13 protein-coding genes are annotated in these 16,107 nt (G+C 71.8%); 3 read left to right on the forward strand and 10 right to left on the reverse strand.

Annotated features, from left to right (window positions below; all coding sequences use genetic code 11):
• Positions 1 to 59: 59 nt before the first annotated feature.
• From F1C15_RS07020 to sucC, 7 genes are all read right to left on the reverse strand, one after another.
• On the reverse strand, positions 60 to 1,880 hold the full coding sequence (locus F1C15_RS07020; RefSeq protein ID WP_056059081.1) for an ABC transporter ATP-binding protein: 1,821 nt from the start codon (positions 1,878 to 1,880) through the stop codon (positions 60 to 62).
• 83 nt (positions 1,881 to 1,963) lie between these two features.
• Positions 1,964 to 3,796, reverse strand: a complete 1,833-nt coding sequence (locus F1C15_RS07025; RefSeq protein ID WP_185233795.1) for an ABC transporter ATP-binding protein — start codon at positions 3,794 to 3,796, stop codon at positions 1,964 to 1,966.
• Between the two features lie 300 nt (positions 3,797 to 4,096).
• Entirely contained in the window at positions 4,097 to 5,752 is a 1,656-nt protein-coding gene (gene purH, locus F1C15_RS07030) for a bifunctional phosphoribosylaminoimidazolecarboxamide formyltransferase/IMP cyclohydrolase (RefSeq protein WP_185233797.1), read from the reverse strand.
• Positions 5,749 to 6,342 carry a phosphoribosylglycinamide formyltransferase gene (purN, locus tag F1C15_RS07035; protein WP_056057207.1) on the reverse strand — a complete coding sequence of 198 codons (594 nt, stop codon included), beginning with the start codon at positions 6,340 to 6,342 and terminating at the stop codon, positions 5,749 to 5,751. Before purN ends, purH begins: the two co-directional genes overlap by 4 nt.
• Positions 6,343 to 6,377: 35 nt before the next feature.
• Positions 6,378 to 8,075 carry a DUF6350 family protein gene (locus F1C15_RS07040; protein ID WP_185233799.1) on the reverse strand — a complete coding sequence of 566 codons (1,698 nt, stop codon included), beginning with the start codon at positions 8,073 to 8,075 and terminating at the stop codon, positions 6,378 to 6,380.
• Positions 8,076 to 8,255: 180 nt separating this feature from the next.
• A complete protein-coding gene (gene sucD, locus F1C15_RS07045; protein ID WP_056057209.1) occupies positions 8,256 to 9,140 on the reverse strand; it encodes a succinate--CoA ligase subunit alpha in 885 nt (294 codons plus the stop codon).
• Between the two features lie 14 nt (positions 9,141 to 9,154).
• The gene (gene sucC / locus F1C15_RS07050; protein ID WP_185233800.1) at positions 9,155 to 10,318 is read right to left on the reverse strand and encodes an ADP-forming succinate--CoA ligase subunit beta; all 1,164 of its coding nucleotides are present in this window, start codon (positions 10,316 to 10,318) and stop codon (positions 9,155 to 9,157) included.
• A 300-nt stretch (positions 10,319 to 10,618) separates the two neighbouring features.
• On the opposite strand from sucC, the gene F1C15_RS07055 reads away from it, so the two are divergent.
• From F1C15_RS07055 to F1C15_RS07065, 3 genes are all read left to right on the forward strand, one after another.
• Entirely contained in the window at positions 10,619 to 12,310 is a 1,692-nt protein-coding gene (locus tag F1C15_RS07055) for a RecQ family ATP-dependent DNA helicase (protein WP_185233802.1), read from the forward strand.
• Between the two features lie 75 nt (positions 12,311 to 12,385).
• On the forward strand, positions 12,386 to 12,796 hold the full coding sequence (locus F1C15_RS07060; RefSeq protein WP_185233804.1) for an ester cyclase: 411 nt from the start codon (positions 12,386 to 12,388) through the stop codon (positions 12,794 to 12,796).
• A 67-nt stretch (positions 12,797 to 12,863) separates the two neighbouring features.
• On the forward strand, positions 12,864 to 13,097 hold the full coding sequence (locus tag F1C15_RS07065; RefSeq protein WP_185233806.1) for a hypothetical protein: 234 nt from the start codon (positions 12,864 to 12,866) through the stop codon (positions 13,095 to 13,097).
• A gap of 100 nt (positions 13,098 to 13,197) precedes the next feature.
• On the opposite strand, the gene F1C15_RS07070 is transcribed toward F1C15_RS07065, so the two are convergent.
• Genes F1C15_RS07070 through F1C15_RS07080 form a run of 3 tightly spaced genes read right to left on the reverse strand, consistent with a single transcriptional unit; the run spans position 13,198 to position 16,087 of the window.
• A complete protein-coding gene (locus tag F1C15_RS07070) occupies positions 13,198 to 13,914 on the reverse strand; it encodes an ABC transporter ATP-binding protein (protein WP_185233808.1) in 717 nt (238 codons plus the stop codon).
• Positions 13,911 to 15,194 (reverse strand): hypothetical protein, encoded by a 1,284-nt coding sequence (locus tag F1C15_RS07075; protein ID WP_185233810.1) that lies wholly within the window; start codon positions 15,192 to 15,194, stop codon positions 13,911 to 13,913. Before F1C15_RS07075 ends, F1C15_RS07070 begins: the two co-directional genes overlap by 4 nt.
• Positions 15,191 to 16,087, reverse strand: a complete 897-nt coding sequence (locus F1C15_RS07080) for a hypothetical protein (protein ID WP_185233812.1) — start codon at positions 16,085 to 16,087, stop codon at positions 15,191 to 15,193. The genes F1C15_RS07075 and F1C15_RS07080 overlap by 4 nt, the downstream gene beginning before the upstream one ends.
• Positions 16,088 to 16,107: the final 20 nt, after the last annotated feature.

The following is a 16,107-nucleotide window of genomic DNA, read 5'->3' on the forward strand; positions in this document are numbered from 1 at the left end:
TCGAATTCGGAAGGGGTGCGGGCCTGGCCCGGCGCGAGGGGATCGCCGGCGCGATCGGCTCAGACCAGCGAGTCCCGCCAGGCGGCGTGCAGCTGGGCGAAGCGGCCCGTGCCGGCGATGAGGTCGGCGGGCGTGCCGTCCTCGACGACGCGGCCGTGCTCCATGACGAGCACCCGGTCGGCGATCGCGACCGTCGACAGGCGGTGCGCGATGATCACCGCGGTTCGGTCGGCGAGCAGCGTCTGCAGCGCCTCCTGCACCATCCGCTCGGAGGGGATGTCGAGCGACGCGGTCGCCTCGTCGAGGATGAGCACCGCCGGGTCGGCGATGAACGCCCGCGCGAACGAGAGCAGCTGCCGCTGGCCGGCCGACACCCGCCCGCCGCGCTTCGCGACGTCGGTGTCGTAGCCGTCGGGCAGCGCCATGACGAACTCGTGGGCGCCCACGGCCCGGGCGGCCCGCTCGATCTCCTGGCGCGTCGCGTCGGGCTTGCCGAGGGCGATGTTGTCGGCGACGCTGCCCGAGAAGAGGTACGCCTCCTGCGTCACCATGACGATGGCCCGGCGGAGGTCCTTCGGGTGCAGGTCGCGCAGGTCGACGTCGTCGAGCGTCACCGCGCCGCGGGTGGGGTCGTAGAACCGCGACATCAGCTTCGCGAGGGTCGACTTGCCCGCACCGGTCGAGCCGACGAGCGCGATGGTCTGGCCCGCGGGCACGTGCAGGTCGAACTGCGGCAGCACGACGGCGTCGGCCGAGTAGGCGAACTCGACGTCGTCGAAGTCGACCGCGCCCCTCGCGTGCCGCAGATCGACCGGGCGCACGGGGTCGGGCACGCTCGGCTGCTCCTCGAGCACGCCGGAGATCTTCTCGAGCGCGGCAGAGGCCGACTGGTAGCTGTTGTAGAACATCGCCATCTCCTCCGCCGGGTCGAAGAAGCGCTTGGCGTAGAGGGCCACGGCGAGCAGCGCGCCGATCTCGAGCGTGCCGCCGATCACGCGGAAGCCGCCGAACAGCACCACGGCCGCGAGGGTCGCGTTGCCGATCAGCACGAGACCGGGGTCGAAGGTGCCGAAGAGCGTGAACACCTTCGAGTTGGCGCCGCGGTTGCCCTCGACCTCGCCGGCGTACTCCACCTCGTTGCGCGCCTCCTTGCGGAAGGCCTGCACGGCCCGCATGCCGGTCATCGTCTCGACGAAGTGCACGATCACCCGGGCGCTCGTGACGCGCGTCGCGCGGAAGAGGCGCTGCGAGCGCACCTGGAACCACCGCGTCAGCGCGACCAGCGGCACGAGCGCGACGGCGAGCACGAGCCCGCTCGGGGCGTCGAGGCTGACGAGCGCGATCGCGGTGAAGACCATGTAGAGCAGGCCCTGCACGAGCTGGTTGATGCCCGAGTCGAGCAGCTCGCGGATGGAGTCGAGGTCGCTGGTCTGCCGCGAGATGATGCGGCCCGACGTGTACGTCTCGTGGAACTCCAGGCTGAGCCGCTGGGTGTGGAGGAAGAGCCGCTTGCGCAGGTCGAAGAGGATCGCCTGGCTGATGCGCGCCGAGAGCACGGTGTACTGCGCCATCAGCACCGCGCCGACGACGCCGGTGGCGAGGTAGACGCCGACGACGAGCAGCGCCGGCGCCCAGTCCTGCTCGCTCATCAGCGCGGGCAGGGCGCGGTCGATGCCGGCCGCGATCAGCGCCGGCCCGGCCACCTGGCAGGCCGTGCTGACCACGACGACGAGCGCCATGACGACGAGGCGCCAGCGGAGCGGCCGCACCAGCGACCCGAGGAGGCGCAGCGAACGCCCCCGGAGCCGCTTGCTCTCGGCCGCGGTGAAGTCGTCCCTCTCCTCGCCGCGGACCCCCTCGGTCGAGGAGCCCTGCCCGATCCGCTTCTGCGCGGGCGTGCGGCCGTCGAGCTCGGCGTGCTCGGCGGGGGCGTCGGGGCGGTCGCCCGGGAGTGCCTGGTCGCTCACGCGAGCACCTCTTCTCGGCTGGGGACGTCGCCGTCGTCGAGCGACGAGATGACGTAGCGGTAGTGCTCGTTCGTGGCGAGCAGGTCGGAGTGGGTGCCGACCGCGGTGACGACGCCGTTCTCGAGCAGCGCGACGCGGTCGGCGAGGGTGACGGTCGACGGGCGGTGGGCGACGATCAGCGACGTGGTCGACGCGAGCACGCGCCGGAGCCCCGCCTCGACCCGGGCCTCGGTGTCGACGTCGAGCGCCGACAGGGGGTCGTCGAGCACGAGCACCGCGGGCCGTGCCGCGATCGCGCGCGCGAGGGCGAGCCGCTGCCGCTGGCCGCCCGAGAGGCTGAGCCCCTCCTCGCCGACGCGCGTGTCGACTCCCTCCGGCAGCTCGTCGACGAACTGCGCCTGCGCGATGTCGAGCGCCTCGCGCAGCACGCGCTCGGACTCGACGGGGTCGTCGACCAGGTCGGGGCGGCCGAGCAGCACGTTCTCGCGCACCGAGGCGCTGAACAGCGTCGCGTCCTCGAAGGCCATGCCGATGTGGCGGCGCAGCTCGGCCCGGGTGAGGTCGCGCACGTCGACCCCGTCGAGCAGCACGCGGCCGCCGGTGACGTCGTAGAGGCGCGGAACGAGGGCGAGCAGGGTGGTCTTGCCCGAGCCGGTCAGGCCGACCAGGGCCATCGTCTCGCCGGGCTCGACGACGAGGTCGACGCCGTTGACGAGGTCGTCGAACTGCGCCGGGCTGTCCTGGTAGCGGAAGTGCGCGGCCTCGAACTCGAGCCGGCCCAGCGGCTCGGCGATCGTCTCGGGGTGCTCGGGGTCGGTGACCGTGTTGACGCTGTCCATCACCTCGAAGAAGCGGTCGACCGCGGTCCGGGTGTCGAAGGTCATCGACAGCAGGAACCCGATCGACTCCACCGGCCAGCGCAGCACGGTCGCCGTGGCGAAGAACGCGAAGAGCTGGCCGACCGTCAGCTGGCCGTCCGCGGCGAGCCAGATGCCGCCGAGCAGGCAGAGCGCGAAGGCGACGTCGGGCACGAGCAGCAGCCAGAGCCAGAGCTGCGAGATGGCCTTCGCCTTCTCGATCTCGGTGCCGCGCAGGTCGTCGGCGCGCTTCGCGAACTCGCGCAGCGAGTGCTTCCCCCGCCCGAACGCCTTGAGCACGCGGATGCCGTGCACGCTCTCCTCCACGCTCGTGGCGAGGTCGCCGACCTGGTCCTGGCTGCGACGGGCCACGACCGAGTAGCGGTTCTCGAACGCGAGGCTGACGACGAAGACCGGGATCGACGCGACGACGAAAATCAGCGCGAGCACCCAGCTGTAGAAGAAGAGCACGACGAAGCCGACGACGATCGTCAGCAGGTTGACGACGAGCAGCACGACGCCGAAGGCCAGCCAGCGACGGATGAGCGACAGGTCGCTGACCGACCGGCTGAGCAGCTGCCCGCTCTGCCAGCGGTCGTGGAACGCCACCGGCAGGTCTTGCAGCTTGGCGTACAGCGCGTTGCGCATGGTGGCCTCGACGTGGGTGCTCGGGGTGAGCACGAGCCGGCGGCGAGCGGCGATCATGCCCGCCTCGACGACGCCGAGCACCAGCACGACGGCGAAGGCCGGCCACACCTGCGCGGTGTCGCCGCTCGAGAGCGGGCCGTCGACGAGCAGCTGCAGCACGGCGGGGATGACCAGGGCGACGACGGCGGCCAGCAGCGCGGCGACCATGCCGAGCACGATGCGCGGCAGGGCGGGCGCGACGTAGGGGCGGAGGCGCGCGAGCGACCGGACGGTCGACGGGCGACCCGGCTCGGAGCGCGCGGGGGCGGAGGGCTGGCGTGACATGGGTGGTCCAAGTGTCGTGATCGGAGCGCGACGCCGGGGCGCGGCGTCGCGGAGCGTGGAGCGGAGGGCCGCCGGGGCTCCTGGGGAGGAGCGGGGCGGGCGGCCGCCGGAGGTGCCGGTCGGCGCAGTGGAGGAGGGACGGAGGCGACGGTCGTCGGCTGCGGGCAGCCTCATAGACTATGTGATCCGTTGCGCACCCCGCAAGACCAGGTGGTTCGGACGAACGAGCCGGACGCCGGACGACGGCCGCCCCGCCACGACGGGTCGTGACGGGGCGGCCGGAGAGCGACGCGGGCGGCGTCAGTGGAAGAAGTGGCGCTCCCCCGTGAAGTACATCGTCACGCCCGCGGCCGTCGCCGCGGCCACGACCTCCTCGTCGCGGATGGAGCCGCCGGGCTGCACGACGGCGCGCACGCCGGCCTCGAGCAGCACCTGCAGGCCGTCGGCGAACGGGAAGAACGCGTCGGAGGCGGCGACCGAGCCGGTGGCCCGCTCCCCCGCCCGGGTCACCGCGAGGTGGCACGAGTCGACCCGGTTGACCTGGCCCATGCCGACCCCGACGGAGGCGCCTCCGTCGGCCAGCAGGATCGCGTTCGACTTCACGGAGCGGCAGGCCCGCCAGGCGAACTCGAGGTCGGCGCGGGTGGCGGCGTCGGCCTCCGGCCCGGCGACCAGCGTCCAGCCCTCGGACGAGAAGGCGTCGAACGAGTCGACCTCCTGCACGAGCAGGCCGCCGGAGACCTGGCGCACCTCCTGCGTCGGGCGGGCGAAGCCCTCGGGCAGCACCAGCAGGCGGATGTTCTTCTTCGTGGTGAGGACCTCGAGCGCCTCGGGCTCGAAGGCCGGCGCGATGACGACCTCGGTGAAGATGTCCTTCACGACCTCCGCCATGGCGCGCGTGACCGGGCGGTTCGCGGCGATGACGCCGCCGTAGGCCGACACCGGGTCGCAGGCGTGGGCGCGGCGGTGCGCGTCGGCGATCGCGTCGGCGGCGTCGGGCGAGGCGACCGCGATGCCGCAGGGGTTGGCGTGCTTGATGATCGCGACGGCCGGCTCGGCGAAGTCGTACGCGGCGCGGAGGGCCGCGTCGGCGTCGACGTAGTTGTTGTACGACATCTCCTTGCCGTGCAGCTGCTCGGCCTGCGCGATGCCCGTGCCCGCGGGCGAGGCGTAGAGGGCCGCCGCCTGGTGCGAGTTCTCGCCGTAGCGCAGGGTGGCGAGGCGGTCGCCCTCGAGGGCGACGTGCTCCGGGAAGCCGACCCGCGACTCCTCGGCGCCTGCCTCGGTGCCCGCTTCGGTGTCTGCGGCGTCGTGCTCGGCGCGGACTCCGACGTTGTCGGCGAACCAGGCCGCGACGGCCGTGTCGTAGGCGGCGGTGTGCGCGAAGGCCTCGCCGGCGAGGCGCTGACGCTGCGCGAGGGTCGTGCCGCCGAGCGTGAGCGACTTCACGATCTGCGCGTAGCTGGAGGGCGAGACGGCGATCGCGACGTTGGCGTGGTTCTTCGCGGCGGCGCGCACCAGGGCGGGGCCGCCGATGTCGATGTTCTCGACCACCGTCGGGGCGGCGGCGCCCGAGGCGACGGTCTCGACGAACGGGTACAGGTTGACGACGACGAGCTCGAACGCGGCGATGCCGAGATCGGCGAGCTGCTGCTCGTGCGACTCGAGGCGGAGGTCGGCGAGCACCCCGGCGTGGATGCCCGGGTGCAGCGTCTTGACGCGGCCGTCGAGCGACTCGGGGAACCCGGTCACGGCGCTGACGTCGGTGACGGAGAAGCCCGCGTCGCGGATCGTGGAGGCGGTGGAGCCGGTCGAGACGATCTCGACCCCGGCGGCGGAGAGCGCCTCGGCGAGGTCGAGCAGGCCCGTCTTGTCGCTGACGCTGATCAGCGCCCGGCGCACCGGCACGGCGTCGCGGTCGCGGTAGAGGGCGGGGTCGATGGCGTGACCGCTCATGCGGTGGGCTCCTGTTCGAGGTCGATGGTCTTCGTGGCGATGTCGTGCACCGTGCGGACGAGCAGCTCGCGCTCGACGATCTTGATGCGGTCGTGCAGCGACGACTCGTCGTCGCCCGGCAGCACCGGGATGCGGCGCTGCGCGAGGATCGGCCCGCTGTCGACGCCGGCGTCGACGACGATGACGCTGGCGCCGGTCTGCTCGACCCCCGCCGCGATCGCGTCGCGGACGCCGTGCGCACCGGGGAACTCGGGCAGGTAGGCGGGGTGCGTGTTGATCAGGTGCGGGCTCAGCGCCTCGACCACCCGCGGCGGCAGCAGGCGCATGAAGCCGCTGAGCACGACGAGGTCGGCGCCCCAGCCGGTCAGCTGCGCGAGCAGCTCGTCGCCCCAGCTCGCGCGGTCGGGGAACGCCGTGAACGGCACGGTGAAGGTCGGGATGCCGAACGCCTCCGCGTGCTCGAGCCCGTCGGCGTCGCGGTCGGCCCCGACGGCGACGACCCGCGCGGGGTAGTCGGCGTGCTGCGCGGCCTCGAGCAGGGCACGCAGGTTCGAGCCGCCACCGGAGATGAGCACCACGAGCTTCAGCACCCGGCAAGCCTAGCGGTGGCCCGACGGGGCCCCGGTCAGCGGGTCAGTCCGTCGATCTGCTCGGTGGCGTCGCCGTCGTCGTCGCGGGCGCCACGGGCGCTTCCGCTGGCGGTGCCGGTGCCGGTGCCGGTGCCGGCGGGCTCGGGCGGAGTCGCGACCACGTCGATCGGGCCGGTCGCGTCGTCGTCGTGCTCACGGCGTCGCCGCGACGGGATCGACGGCAGGCTCGGCAGGCTCGGCAGCGACGGCAGCGAGGCGCGGGTCGGCAGCCGAGGGAGCCGGCGTCGCGAGGGCGTCGCCTCCGCGTCACCGTGGCCGTCGGGGATCTCCGGCCCAACGGCATGCGCCCCGTCGCGGTCGCGGTCGCGGTCGCGGTCGCGGTCGCGCCCGGCTCCGGCGGCACGGAGGTCGGACTCGCGCCGCGTGTGCTCGCGCCGCGCGTCGTCGCGCCTCGCGTCCTCGCGTCGGTCTTCTTCGCGCCCGTCGTCGTCGTGCCCCTCGTCGTCGTGCCCCAGGAACTTGCGGATCGACAGGGTCAGCGCCAGCGCCGCGGGCAGCCCGACCTCGAGCGCCGCGAAGGCCCCGACGAGCAGCGGGTCGGGGCCGACGTCGACGAGACGGCCGGGCCCGGCCGAGCCGGAGGCGGCCCAGGCCAGCAGTCCGACCGCGAGGCCCGCGACGACGCCCGCGGCGACGCCGACCACGACGCGGCGCAGCAGGTCGTCGACGCCGGCCCGGCGCAGGGCGGCGTGCACCCGGCCGCGCAGCAGCGTGGCGACGACGAAGGAGGCGACCACGGGCACGAGCAGCCCGACGAAGCCGAACGGGAGGTCGGCCGTCGGCAGGGCGCCGAGGAACGGCACGGCGGGCAGCGGCCCCACGGTCGTGCCGAGCGGCGAGACGCCCGAGCCGGTGCCGAGCGCGAAGCCCGGGCCGACGAGCCAGGAGGCCGCCCAGACGACGAGGTCGGGCAGCAGCGCGAGCTGGCCGAGGGTGAGCGCGAGGCCGCCGAGGAACCCGCCGTGGGCGCCCTCGTAGAGCGTGATGAGCTCGGCGTAGCTGGTCACGAGCAGCAGGCCGACGACGAGGCCCGAGACGGCGAGCAGAACGGCGGCGCTGCCGACGCCGATGCGCAGGGCGGCGGCCGTCACGACGCGGACGGCGTCGGGGAGCCGGCCGACGGTGCGGGCGACCCAGCCCGTGACCGGGTCGGGCTCGGCGTCACGGCGACGCCGCGTCACCTCCGCCATGGCGACGAGCGGCACGGCGTAGACGAGCGTGGGCAGCACGATCCCCTGCACGAACGACGGCGTCGCGAGCTCGTGCCGGGCACTGGCGGCGAGGCCCGTGCTGAGCAGCGCGAAGGCCCCGGTGCTGACGAGGACGCCCATGACGCGGTGCGGCGTCTCGGCGATCGCCCGGCCCGCCCGCACGGCGAGCAGGACGGTCAGCACGGAGAAGCCCAGGGCGGCGATCGTCACCGAGATGGGCGCGTCGGCGCCGGCGACCCCGGAGGCCGCCGCCTTGGCGGGGCTGAGCTGGAGGGTGAGGTCGACGCCGTGGCCGACGAGCCAGACGTCGACGGCGGCGCGCCAGAAGACGATCCAGTCGATCTGCAGGCCGTACTGGAAGGCCCAGAGCGAGCTGAGCACGACGACCGGCAGCCCGACGCCGATGCCGACGACGAGCAGGGCCTCGAGGGCCGCGAAGACGGCGGTGACTGGGCGGTTCATCGGGCTCGACTGTACCGGGGCCGCGCGGGGCCGCCGACCCGCCCCGCGGGCGCGCCGCGCCCGGGCCGGGGCACGACGAACGGGCGTGTGCGACGTCCCTGGGCGGTCGGGACCGCCCGCGGACGCCGCACACGCCCGTCGTGCCGACCGGGGTCGGCGGGGCCGGCGAGGGCGTCGCGCCTAGAGCGCGGCGTAGACCTCGCGCAGCAGGGCCGCGGTCTCGCTCGGCGTCTTGCCGACCTTGACCCCGGCGGCCTCGAGGGCCTCCTTCTTGGCCTGTGCGGTGCCCGCCGAGCCCGAGACGATGGCGCCGGCGTGGCCCATGGTCTTGCCCTCGGGCGCGGTGAAGCCGGCGACGTAGCCGACGACCGGCTTGGTCACGTGGGCCGCGATGTAGTCGGCCGCGCGCTCCTCCGCGTCGCCGCCGATCTCGCCGATCATGACGATCGCCTTGGTGTCGGGGTCGGCCTCGAACGCCTCGAGGGCGTCGATGTGGGTCGTGCCGATGACGGGGTCGCCGCCGATGCCGATGGCGGTCGAGAAGCCCAGGTCGCGCAGCTCGAACATCATCTGGTAGGTCAGGGTGCCCGACTTCGAGACGAGGCCGATCGGGCCGCTGCCCGAGATGCTGGCCGGCGTGATGCCGACGAGCGACTCGCCCGGCGTGATGATGCCGGGGCAGTTCGGGCCGATGATGCGCGTGGTGCCCTTCGCCTTGGCGAGCGACCAGAACTCCGCGGCGTCCTGCACGGGGATGCCCTCGGTGATGACGACGACGAGCGGCACCTCGGCCTCGATGGCCTCGATGACGGCGTCCTTCGCGAAGGCCGGGGGCACGAAGACGATCGAGACGTCGGCGCCCGTCTTCTCGACGGCCTCGACGACCGTGCCGAAGACGGGCAGCTCGACGTCGCCGTGGGTGACGGTCGTGCCGGCCTTGCGGGCGTTGACGCCGCCGACGACCTGGGTGCCGGCCTTGAGCATCAGGGCGGTGTGCTTGGTGCCCTCGCCGCCGGTGATGCCCTGGACGATGACCTTGCTGTCGCGGGTGAGGAAGATCGACATTGTTCTGAGGTCCTTTACTTCGAAGCCAGCTCGGCGGCCTTGTCGGCCGCCTCGTCCATGGTCGCGACGACGGTGACGAGCGGGTGCGCCGCCTCCGCCAGGATGCGTCGGCCCTCGTCGACGGCGTTGCCGTCGAGGCGGACGACGAGGGGCTTGGTGGCCGAGTCGCCGAGGATGCCGAGGGCCGCGACGATGCCGTTGGCGACCGCGTCGCAGGCCGTGATGCCGCCGAAGACGTTGACGAAGACGCTCTTGACCTGCTCGTCGCCGAGGATCACGTCGAGGCCCGCCGCCATGACCTCGGCGCTCGCTCCGCCGCCGATGTCGAGGAAGTTCGCGGGCTTGACGCCGCCGTGCGCCTCGCCGGCGTACGCGACGACGTCGAGGGTCGACATGACGAGCCCGGCGCCGTTGCCGATGATGCCGACCTCGCCGTCGAGCTTCACGTAGTTGAGGCCCGAGGCCGCGGCCTTGGCCTCGAGCGGGTCGGCCGCGTCGGCGTCCTCCAGCTCGGCGTGCGCGGGGTGGCGGAAGGCGGCGTTCTCGTCGAGCGAGACCTTGCCGTCGAGCGCGACGACGTCGCCCTGCTCCGTGAGCACGAGCGGATTGACCTCGACGAGCGTCGCGTCCTCCCCCTCGTAGACCGCGTAGAGCTTGACGATGACCGGGGCCACCTTGCCGACCAGCTCGTCGGGGAAGCCGCCGGCGCGGGCGATCTCCTCCGCCTTCGCGAGGTCGATGCCGGCGCGCGGGTCGACCTCGACGCGCGCGAGGGCCTCGGGCTTCTCGACGGCGAGCTGCTCGATCTCCATGCCGCCCTCGACGCTGCAGAGCGACAGGTACGAGCGGTTCGCCCGGTCGAGCAGCACCGAGAAGTAGAACTCCTGGGCGATCTGGGCGCCGCCCGCGACCATCACGCGCTTGACCACGTGGCCCTTGATGTCGAGCCCGAGGATGGCCTCCGCCGCGGCCTGCGCCTCGTCGGGGGTCTTCGCGACCTTGACGCCGCCGGCCTTGCCGCGACCGCCGACCTTGACCTGGGCCTTGACCACGGTGACGCCGCCGAGCTGTTCGGCCGCCGCGCGCGCCTCCTCAGGGGTGTCGGCGACGATGCCCGGCAGGACGGGCACGCCGTAGGACTCGAACAAGTCCCTGGCCTGGTACTCGAAAAGATCCACGCTGTTCTTCCAATCCGCATCGCTGCGCCAGTGCTAGCTCGGTCGTGCCGCAGGGCGGCACCGGCCTCGTCACGGCTCAGCCGAAGTGTCTCGACGTCGTGACGAACAGGCCTCGGCCAGCCTAGCGCCTGGCCTGTGAGCCGCCCTCGGGAGCCGTGACGGGGGTACTCTCCCCGGCCGGGGTACGGATGGGGAGGGATCTCTGCCGATCGCCTGTGGAGCCCGAGCGTGTCGCCGGGGCCGGGAATCTCATGGTCACTCCCGGCGCACCACGGCGCCGCCCGCACCACGAGGAACGCCATGAGCCGCACCGCGAAGAAGCCCGCCCGCACCGCCCCCGACGCCGCCGCGATCGCGGAGATCGCCGCCCGCCTGTTCGAGTGGGACGAGCTGCGCCCCGCCCAGGCCGAAGCCATCACGGCGGTGCTCTCGGGCCGCGACACGTTCGGCATCATGCCCACGGGCTCGGGCAAGAGCGCGATCTACCAGGTCGCCGGCGCGCTGCTCGACGGCCCGACCGTCGTCGTCTCACCCCTCATCGCGCTGCAGGCCGACCAGGTCGCCGGGCTCGTGGGCCACCCGGACGCTCCCCCGGCCGCCGACATCAACTCCGGGCACTCCGACGCGGAGAACGACGAGAGCTGGCGTCGCATCGAGGCGGGCGAGATCACCTACGTCTTCCTCGCGCCGGAGCAGCTCGCCCGCGACGAGACGGTCGAGCGCCTGTCGCGCGCGGGCGTCGCCCTCTTCGTCGTCGACGAGGCGCATTGCGTGTCGTCGTGGGGCCACGACTTCCGCCCCGACTACCTTCACCTCGGCGAGGTCGTCGAGGCCCTGGGCCGCCCGCCGGTGCTCGCGCTCACCGCGACCGGCTCGGGCCCCGTGCGCGACGAGGTGATCGAGCGCCTGCGCCTCCGCGACCCGCTCGTCATCAGCCGCGGCTTCGACCGCCCCAACCTGTCGCTCTCGGTCGTGCGCCACGAGGACGACGCCGAGAAGCGCCGTGCCGTCGTCGAGCAGGTCGCGGAGCTCGTGACCCCCGGCATCGTCTACGTCGCGACCCGCTCCGAGAGCGAGCGCTACGCCGACGAGATCGGCGAGCGCTGCCCCGACCGCACCGTCGAGGCGTACCACGCGGGCCTCCGCTCGGCCGAGCGCGGGGCCCTGCACGAGCGCTTCCACGCCGGCGAGATCGACGTCGTCGTGGCGACGAGCGCCTTCGGCATGGGCATCGACAAGCCCGACGTGCGCTTCGTCGTGCACGCCGACGTGCCCGAGTCGCTCGACGAGTACTACCAGGAGATCGGGCGGGCCGGGCGTGACGGTGAGCCCGCCGACGCGACGCTGCACTACCGGCCGGAGGACCTGGGGCTGCGGTCCTTCTTCGCGTCGGGGCTGCCGTCCCGTGCCGAGCTGCGGTCGGTGTACGAGGCGGTCCGCGCCTCCTCGGGGCCGGTGCGGCGCACGACTATCGCCGAGGCGACCGATCTCAAGCCGCGGCAGGTGTCGCGCCTGGTCGACCTGCTGCTCGAGGCGGGCACCGTGCGGGAGGAGAAGGAGGGGTACACCGCGACCTCCGGCGTCGACGCCGAGACGGCCGCCGAGCGGGCGAGGGAGACCGCGGAGGCGCGTGACCGGGTCGAGAAGTCGCGCATCGCGATGATGCGCAGCTACGCCGAGGGCCGGGGCTGCCGCCGACGCTTCCTGCTCGGCTACTTCGGCGAGGAGGCGCCCGAGCGCTGCGGCAACTGCGACGACTGCCGCGCGGCCGAGGAGGCTCCCGAGCTGCCGGCCGCCGAGGAGTCGCGGGTCGGGTCGGATGCTCCGGCCCCGCTCTTCGACGCCGACACCCGCGTCACGCACCCCGCCTGGGGCGAGGGCACGGTCATGAGCACGGAGGACGACCGGCTGACGGTCTTCTTCGAGAGCGAGGGCTACAAGGTCCTCGCCGTCGAGGCCGTCGTCGAGCACGACCTGCTCAAGGCCGTCTGACACCCCGGCGGAGTAGACCGGGAGCGACCCGAGCACCACCCCCGACCACCGCACCAGGACCACTAGGAGACACGCATGTCGAAGGACAAGAACCTCGCCGCCCAGCAGCTGATCAGTGAGATCCTCACCGCCCGGGAGGTCGACCGCCTCGGCGAGGGCTTCCACGCCGACGTCGTCGACCACGACCCGGCGCCGGGCGCGCCCGCGGGCGTCGCGGGCATCAAGGCGTTCTGGAGCGACTTCTTCACGGCCTTCCCCGACGTCGACCTCGCGGTCGAGACGCTCGTGGCCGACGACGAGAACGTGACCGCCGTGTTCACGATCTCGGGCACGCACACCGGGCCGTTCCAGGGCCACGAGGCGACCGGGAAGTCGTTCACCGTGCGCGGCATCCAGGTCGGCCGCTTCGACGACGACGGCCTGCTCGTCGAGCGCTGGGGCGCCACCGACGAGGCCGGCCTGATGCAGCAGCTCGGCCTGAGCTGAGCGGCTGCTTCTCTCACCACCCACCGCTGTTCCATCCATCCCTGACCCACCACCGGAAGGACGCACCATGAGCGACACCCACGTGCCCGCCGCCTCGGGCGACGAGCCCTACGACGAAGAGACCGAGTTCGAGGAGAGCCAGCAGATCGTCACGAACGACGCGGTCGCCGGCGAGACCGTGCTGCCGGGCCTCGGCGACGGCAACGACGGCCCCACCGGCGGGTCGCCGCGCGAGGCCGAGCCGGGCCTCGCCGACAACGACCTCGCGGGCGAGGACATCGACCTCGACGAGACCGAGTAGACAGCAGCACCGCTACGACGCCCGCCCACCTAACTACGGCGGGCGGGCGTCGTCGTGTCCGGTGTGAGCCGAAGTCGCGCGCTGTCGTCAGTCGCGTCGTTCATCCACCACCCGCAATGGGCAGGGCAGCGCGCACGGGTCCACGGTCGTCTCCGAGCTCACGAAGGCGACGGTCTGCCACCATCACGCGTCGGTGGCAGGCTGCCGCTACGCGAGGACTGTGAGTGGCGATGATGAAGCTGGTTCCGCTCTCCTGAAGACGGGTGAAGAGATCGAGGATCTCGCCTTCGGTGTCCTCGTCGAGGGCGCCGGTGGGCTCGTCAGCAAGGATGAGGGTGGGACGCCTGATGATCGCTCGCGCGATCGCGACACGTTGGGCCTCCCCCCCGGAGAGCTTGGTGACCGGCTTCTTGCCCATGCCCTCCAGCCCTACCAACGCGAGGGCCTCCCTCGTCCGGCGCTCCGGTTGCTCCAGTCCGCGGGCGCCGAAGAGGACGTTCCGTTCAACGGTGAAGTCGTCGAGGAGATCGTAGGACTGCGCGACGAGGCCGATGTGCCGTCGTCGGTGGTCAGCGAGCGGATCGAGGTGCTTCGCCAGCGCCGTGCCTTGGAAGACGTACTGTCCGTCGTATCGACCATCCAGGCCGGCGATGATTCGCAGCAGCGTCGTCTTGCCGCTGCCGCTTCGCCCGAGGAGTGCCACCGAACGCTCGTCAGATGCCATGGTGAAGGTGAGGCTGTCGAATATCGGGCGCATGGCGCCGTTGGGCTCGCGCACGGCTTTGGTGAGCGACTGCAGCCCGAGGAGTTCGGTCATGGTTCGTTCCTTGGACGGTGTCGGATGGTGTGTCGGAGCTGCGTACGGCAACGCAACAGATCCGCGGCCCCCAGCAGGGCGATGAGCGTCAGGCAGAATGTCCGTGCGGACGAATCCTGGTTCGGAAGCAGGTGCGTGACCGCGAGGAATACGACAGCAAGGCTGGCGTACTCGATGGCGACGATGGTCAGCACTGCTCGTCCGAGGTCGCTGCGGCTCTGCCCGAGCTCCCACGCGATGCGAATTCGTCGTTCTCTGCGTCGGGTCGCGCTGTTCGTCAGGATGCCGCTCATCACGAGAGATGCCGCCGCTACAAGGCACTCGACGGTCAGCACCAGGGCGAAGTTGTCGTGAACGAGAGCGCGGACTGAGGCGAACTGCGTCAGGTAGCTCGGCACGCTCAGCAAGGCGTATTGGTCGAACCCTGATGACGTCGCTGCGCTCTGCAGTGTCGTGAAGACCACCGTATCGGGCTGGCCTCGGTCGACGGCGATGTTGGCGTTCAGCATCGCGAAGGCGAGGATGCCGTAGAACCCCGGATCGGCCTCGGCCGCCCCGGTGATGCTTCTCGGGTAGGGAACGACGAGGTGGTCGTCCAGAAAATGATTGATGTCGCCCTGGTAGAACATCGAGGCGTTCGGCGGGAGGAACCCGGCGACCCGCATGCGGGTGGGCTTGAAGTAGTAGTTGGCGGTGAGGCGGTCGCCGACGGCGTAGACACCGTCGTAGTCGGCCCCGAGGAGGACAGGAATCGTTTCGCTGTCGTAGTCGACAGCACCCCAGTCCAGATCGATGTCGTTCTGACCCGCGAGGTTGTAGAAGTCGAAGGTGGATTCGCTCAGCTGCACGGATTTGACGTTCACGACCTGCTTGCCCAGGACCGGATCCTCGTAGGGACCCTGCACTGTCTCCTGGGTTCCGTAGCCTTGCTCGAACGCCTGCCCGCCCGCGAAGTCCGCGACCGGCATGGCCTGATCGAACGCAGAGAGCAGCCGCACGCCTGCAGGGGCGCCTTGCTCGAGGGAGTCATAGAAGGTGGTGACCTTCTCAAGGTTCGCCAGGGACTTCCGGTACTGCTCGAAAAGCGCAGGGTCAGTCAAGCGATCGGTCAGGCCGTACATGTCGACTTCGGCGGAGTCGTCGAAGCTCTGGCTGACCGCATCCTGGGTCGACCGCGAGAAGCTGAATACGTTGTAAAGACTCGTCACGAGGAAGGCGAGCACGAAGACCTTCGCCACGAGACGGCCGTAGGTGCCGCGCAGCAGCGACGACGCGTTCATCTGTCCCTCACCCAGAGCGATGTTGCGAGGGCCCCCGCAGAGACGACGGTGCTCAGCACGAGCGGTGCGCCCGCTGCGGCCGCGAGTTCCGTCGCAGAGCGCAACGCTCCCGCTGAGGCCAGCGCGAGGCCCCAGACCGTCACGAACACAGCCCCAGCGAGCGAGGCGAGAGGGAGAACGCTCAACATCAGCACGCGCAGGCGTCGAGAACCGAGCCGGTACTGAACGGCTGCGACCGGCCTGCGGAAGCCCGCGATGAGCAGCCCGGAGGCCCCCGCACCGAAGAGCGTGAGTCCCCACCCGCACAGGATGACGATCGGTGAGACGTAGTCGATATTGGTGCGTTGATCTGTTCGCCCGCCTACCGGTTCCGTCGCTCTCACCCTCATGTCTGGCAGCGCCTGCGCGCCGCCCTCTACGTCGACAATGACAGGCCCGTCGACGCTGGCGAGGTCCCGGTCCTGCAGCAAGACGTCATGGGCGAGTCCGCTGTCGGCACGGACACCGAGACGGCCGATGACCAAGAACGCCTGCCCCTCGTAGTCGACGTAGCGCCGCCCGTTGTTCAAGCGTGTAGCCACCTGGTGGCCGACGAGAGCAACACGCTCGTCGGTGGCGCGGAACTGTCTTCCTTCGTGGATCGGCAACGGTTCAGGTCGGCCCAGCGTGCGAACCACCCGCAGGTGGCCGCTACCGTCGAGCTCCTGGAAGAGGCGGCCGGTGGGGGGTGTCCTGTCGAGCTCTGCTTGATCGACGACATCGAGCGAGTCGAGCCTCACCGCCGTGGCGCTGTAGAGGTTTCCTCCCTCCAAGGCAACGGCACTGCGGACATCGGCGTAGACGCCGATCCCTGCGCCGAGGGCGCTGAACAGTACTAGGAGCGTCACGCTCAAGAGAGGTTCTCGACGGTTCA

This window comes from Frigoribacterium sp. NBH87 (assembly GCF_014217665.1).
Taxonomy (GTDB): Bacteria; Actinomycetota; Actinomycetes; order Actinomycetales; family Microbacteriaceae; genus Frigoribacterium; species Frigoribacterium endophyticum.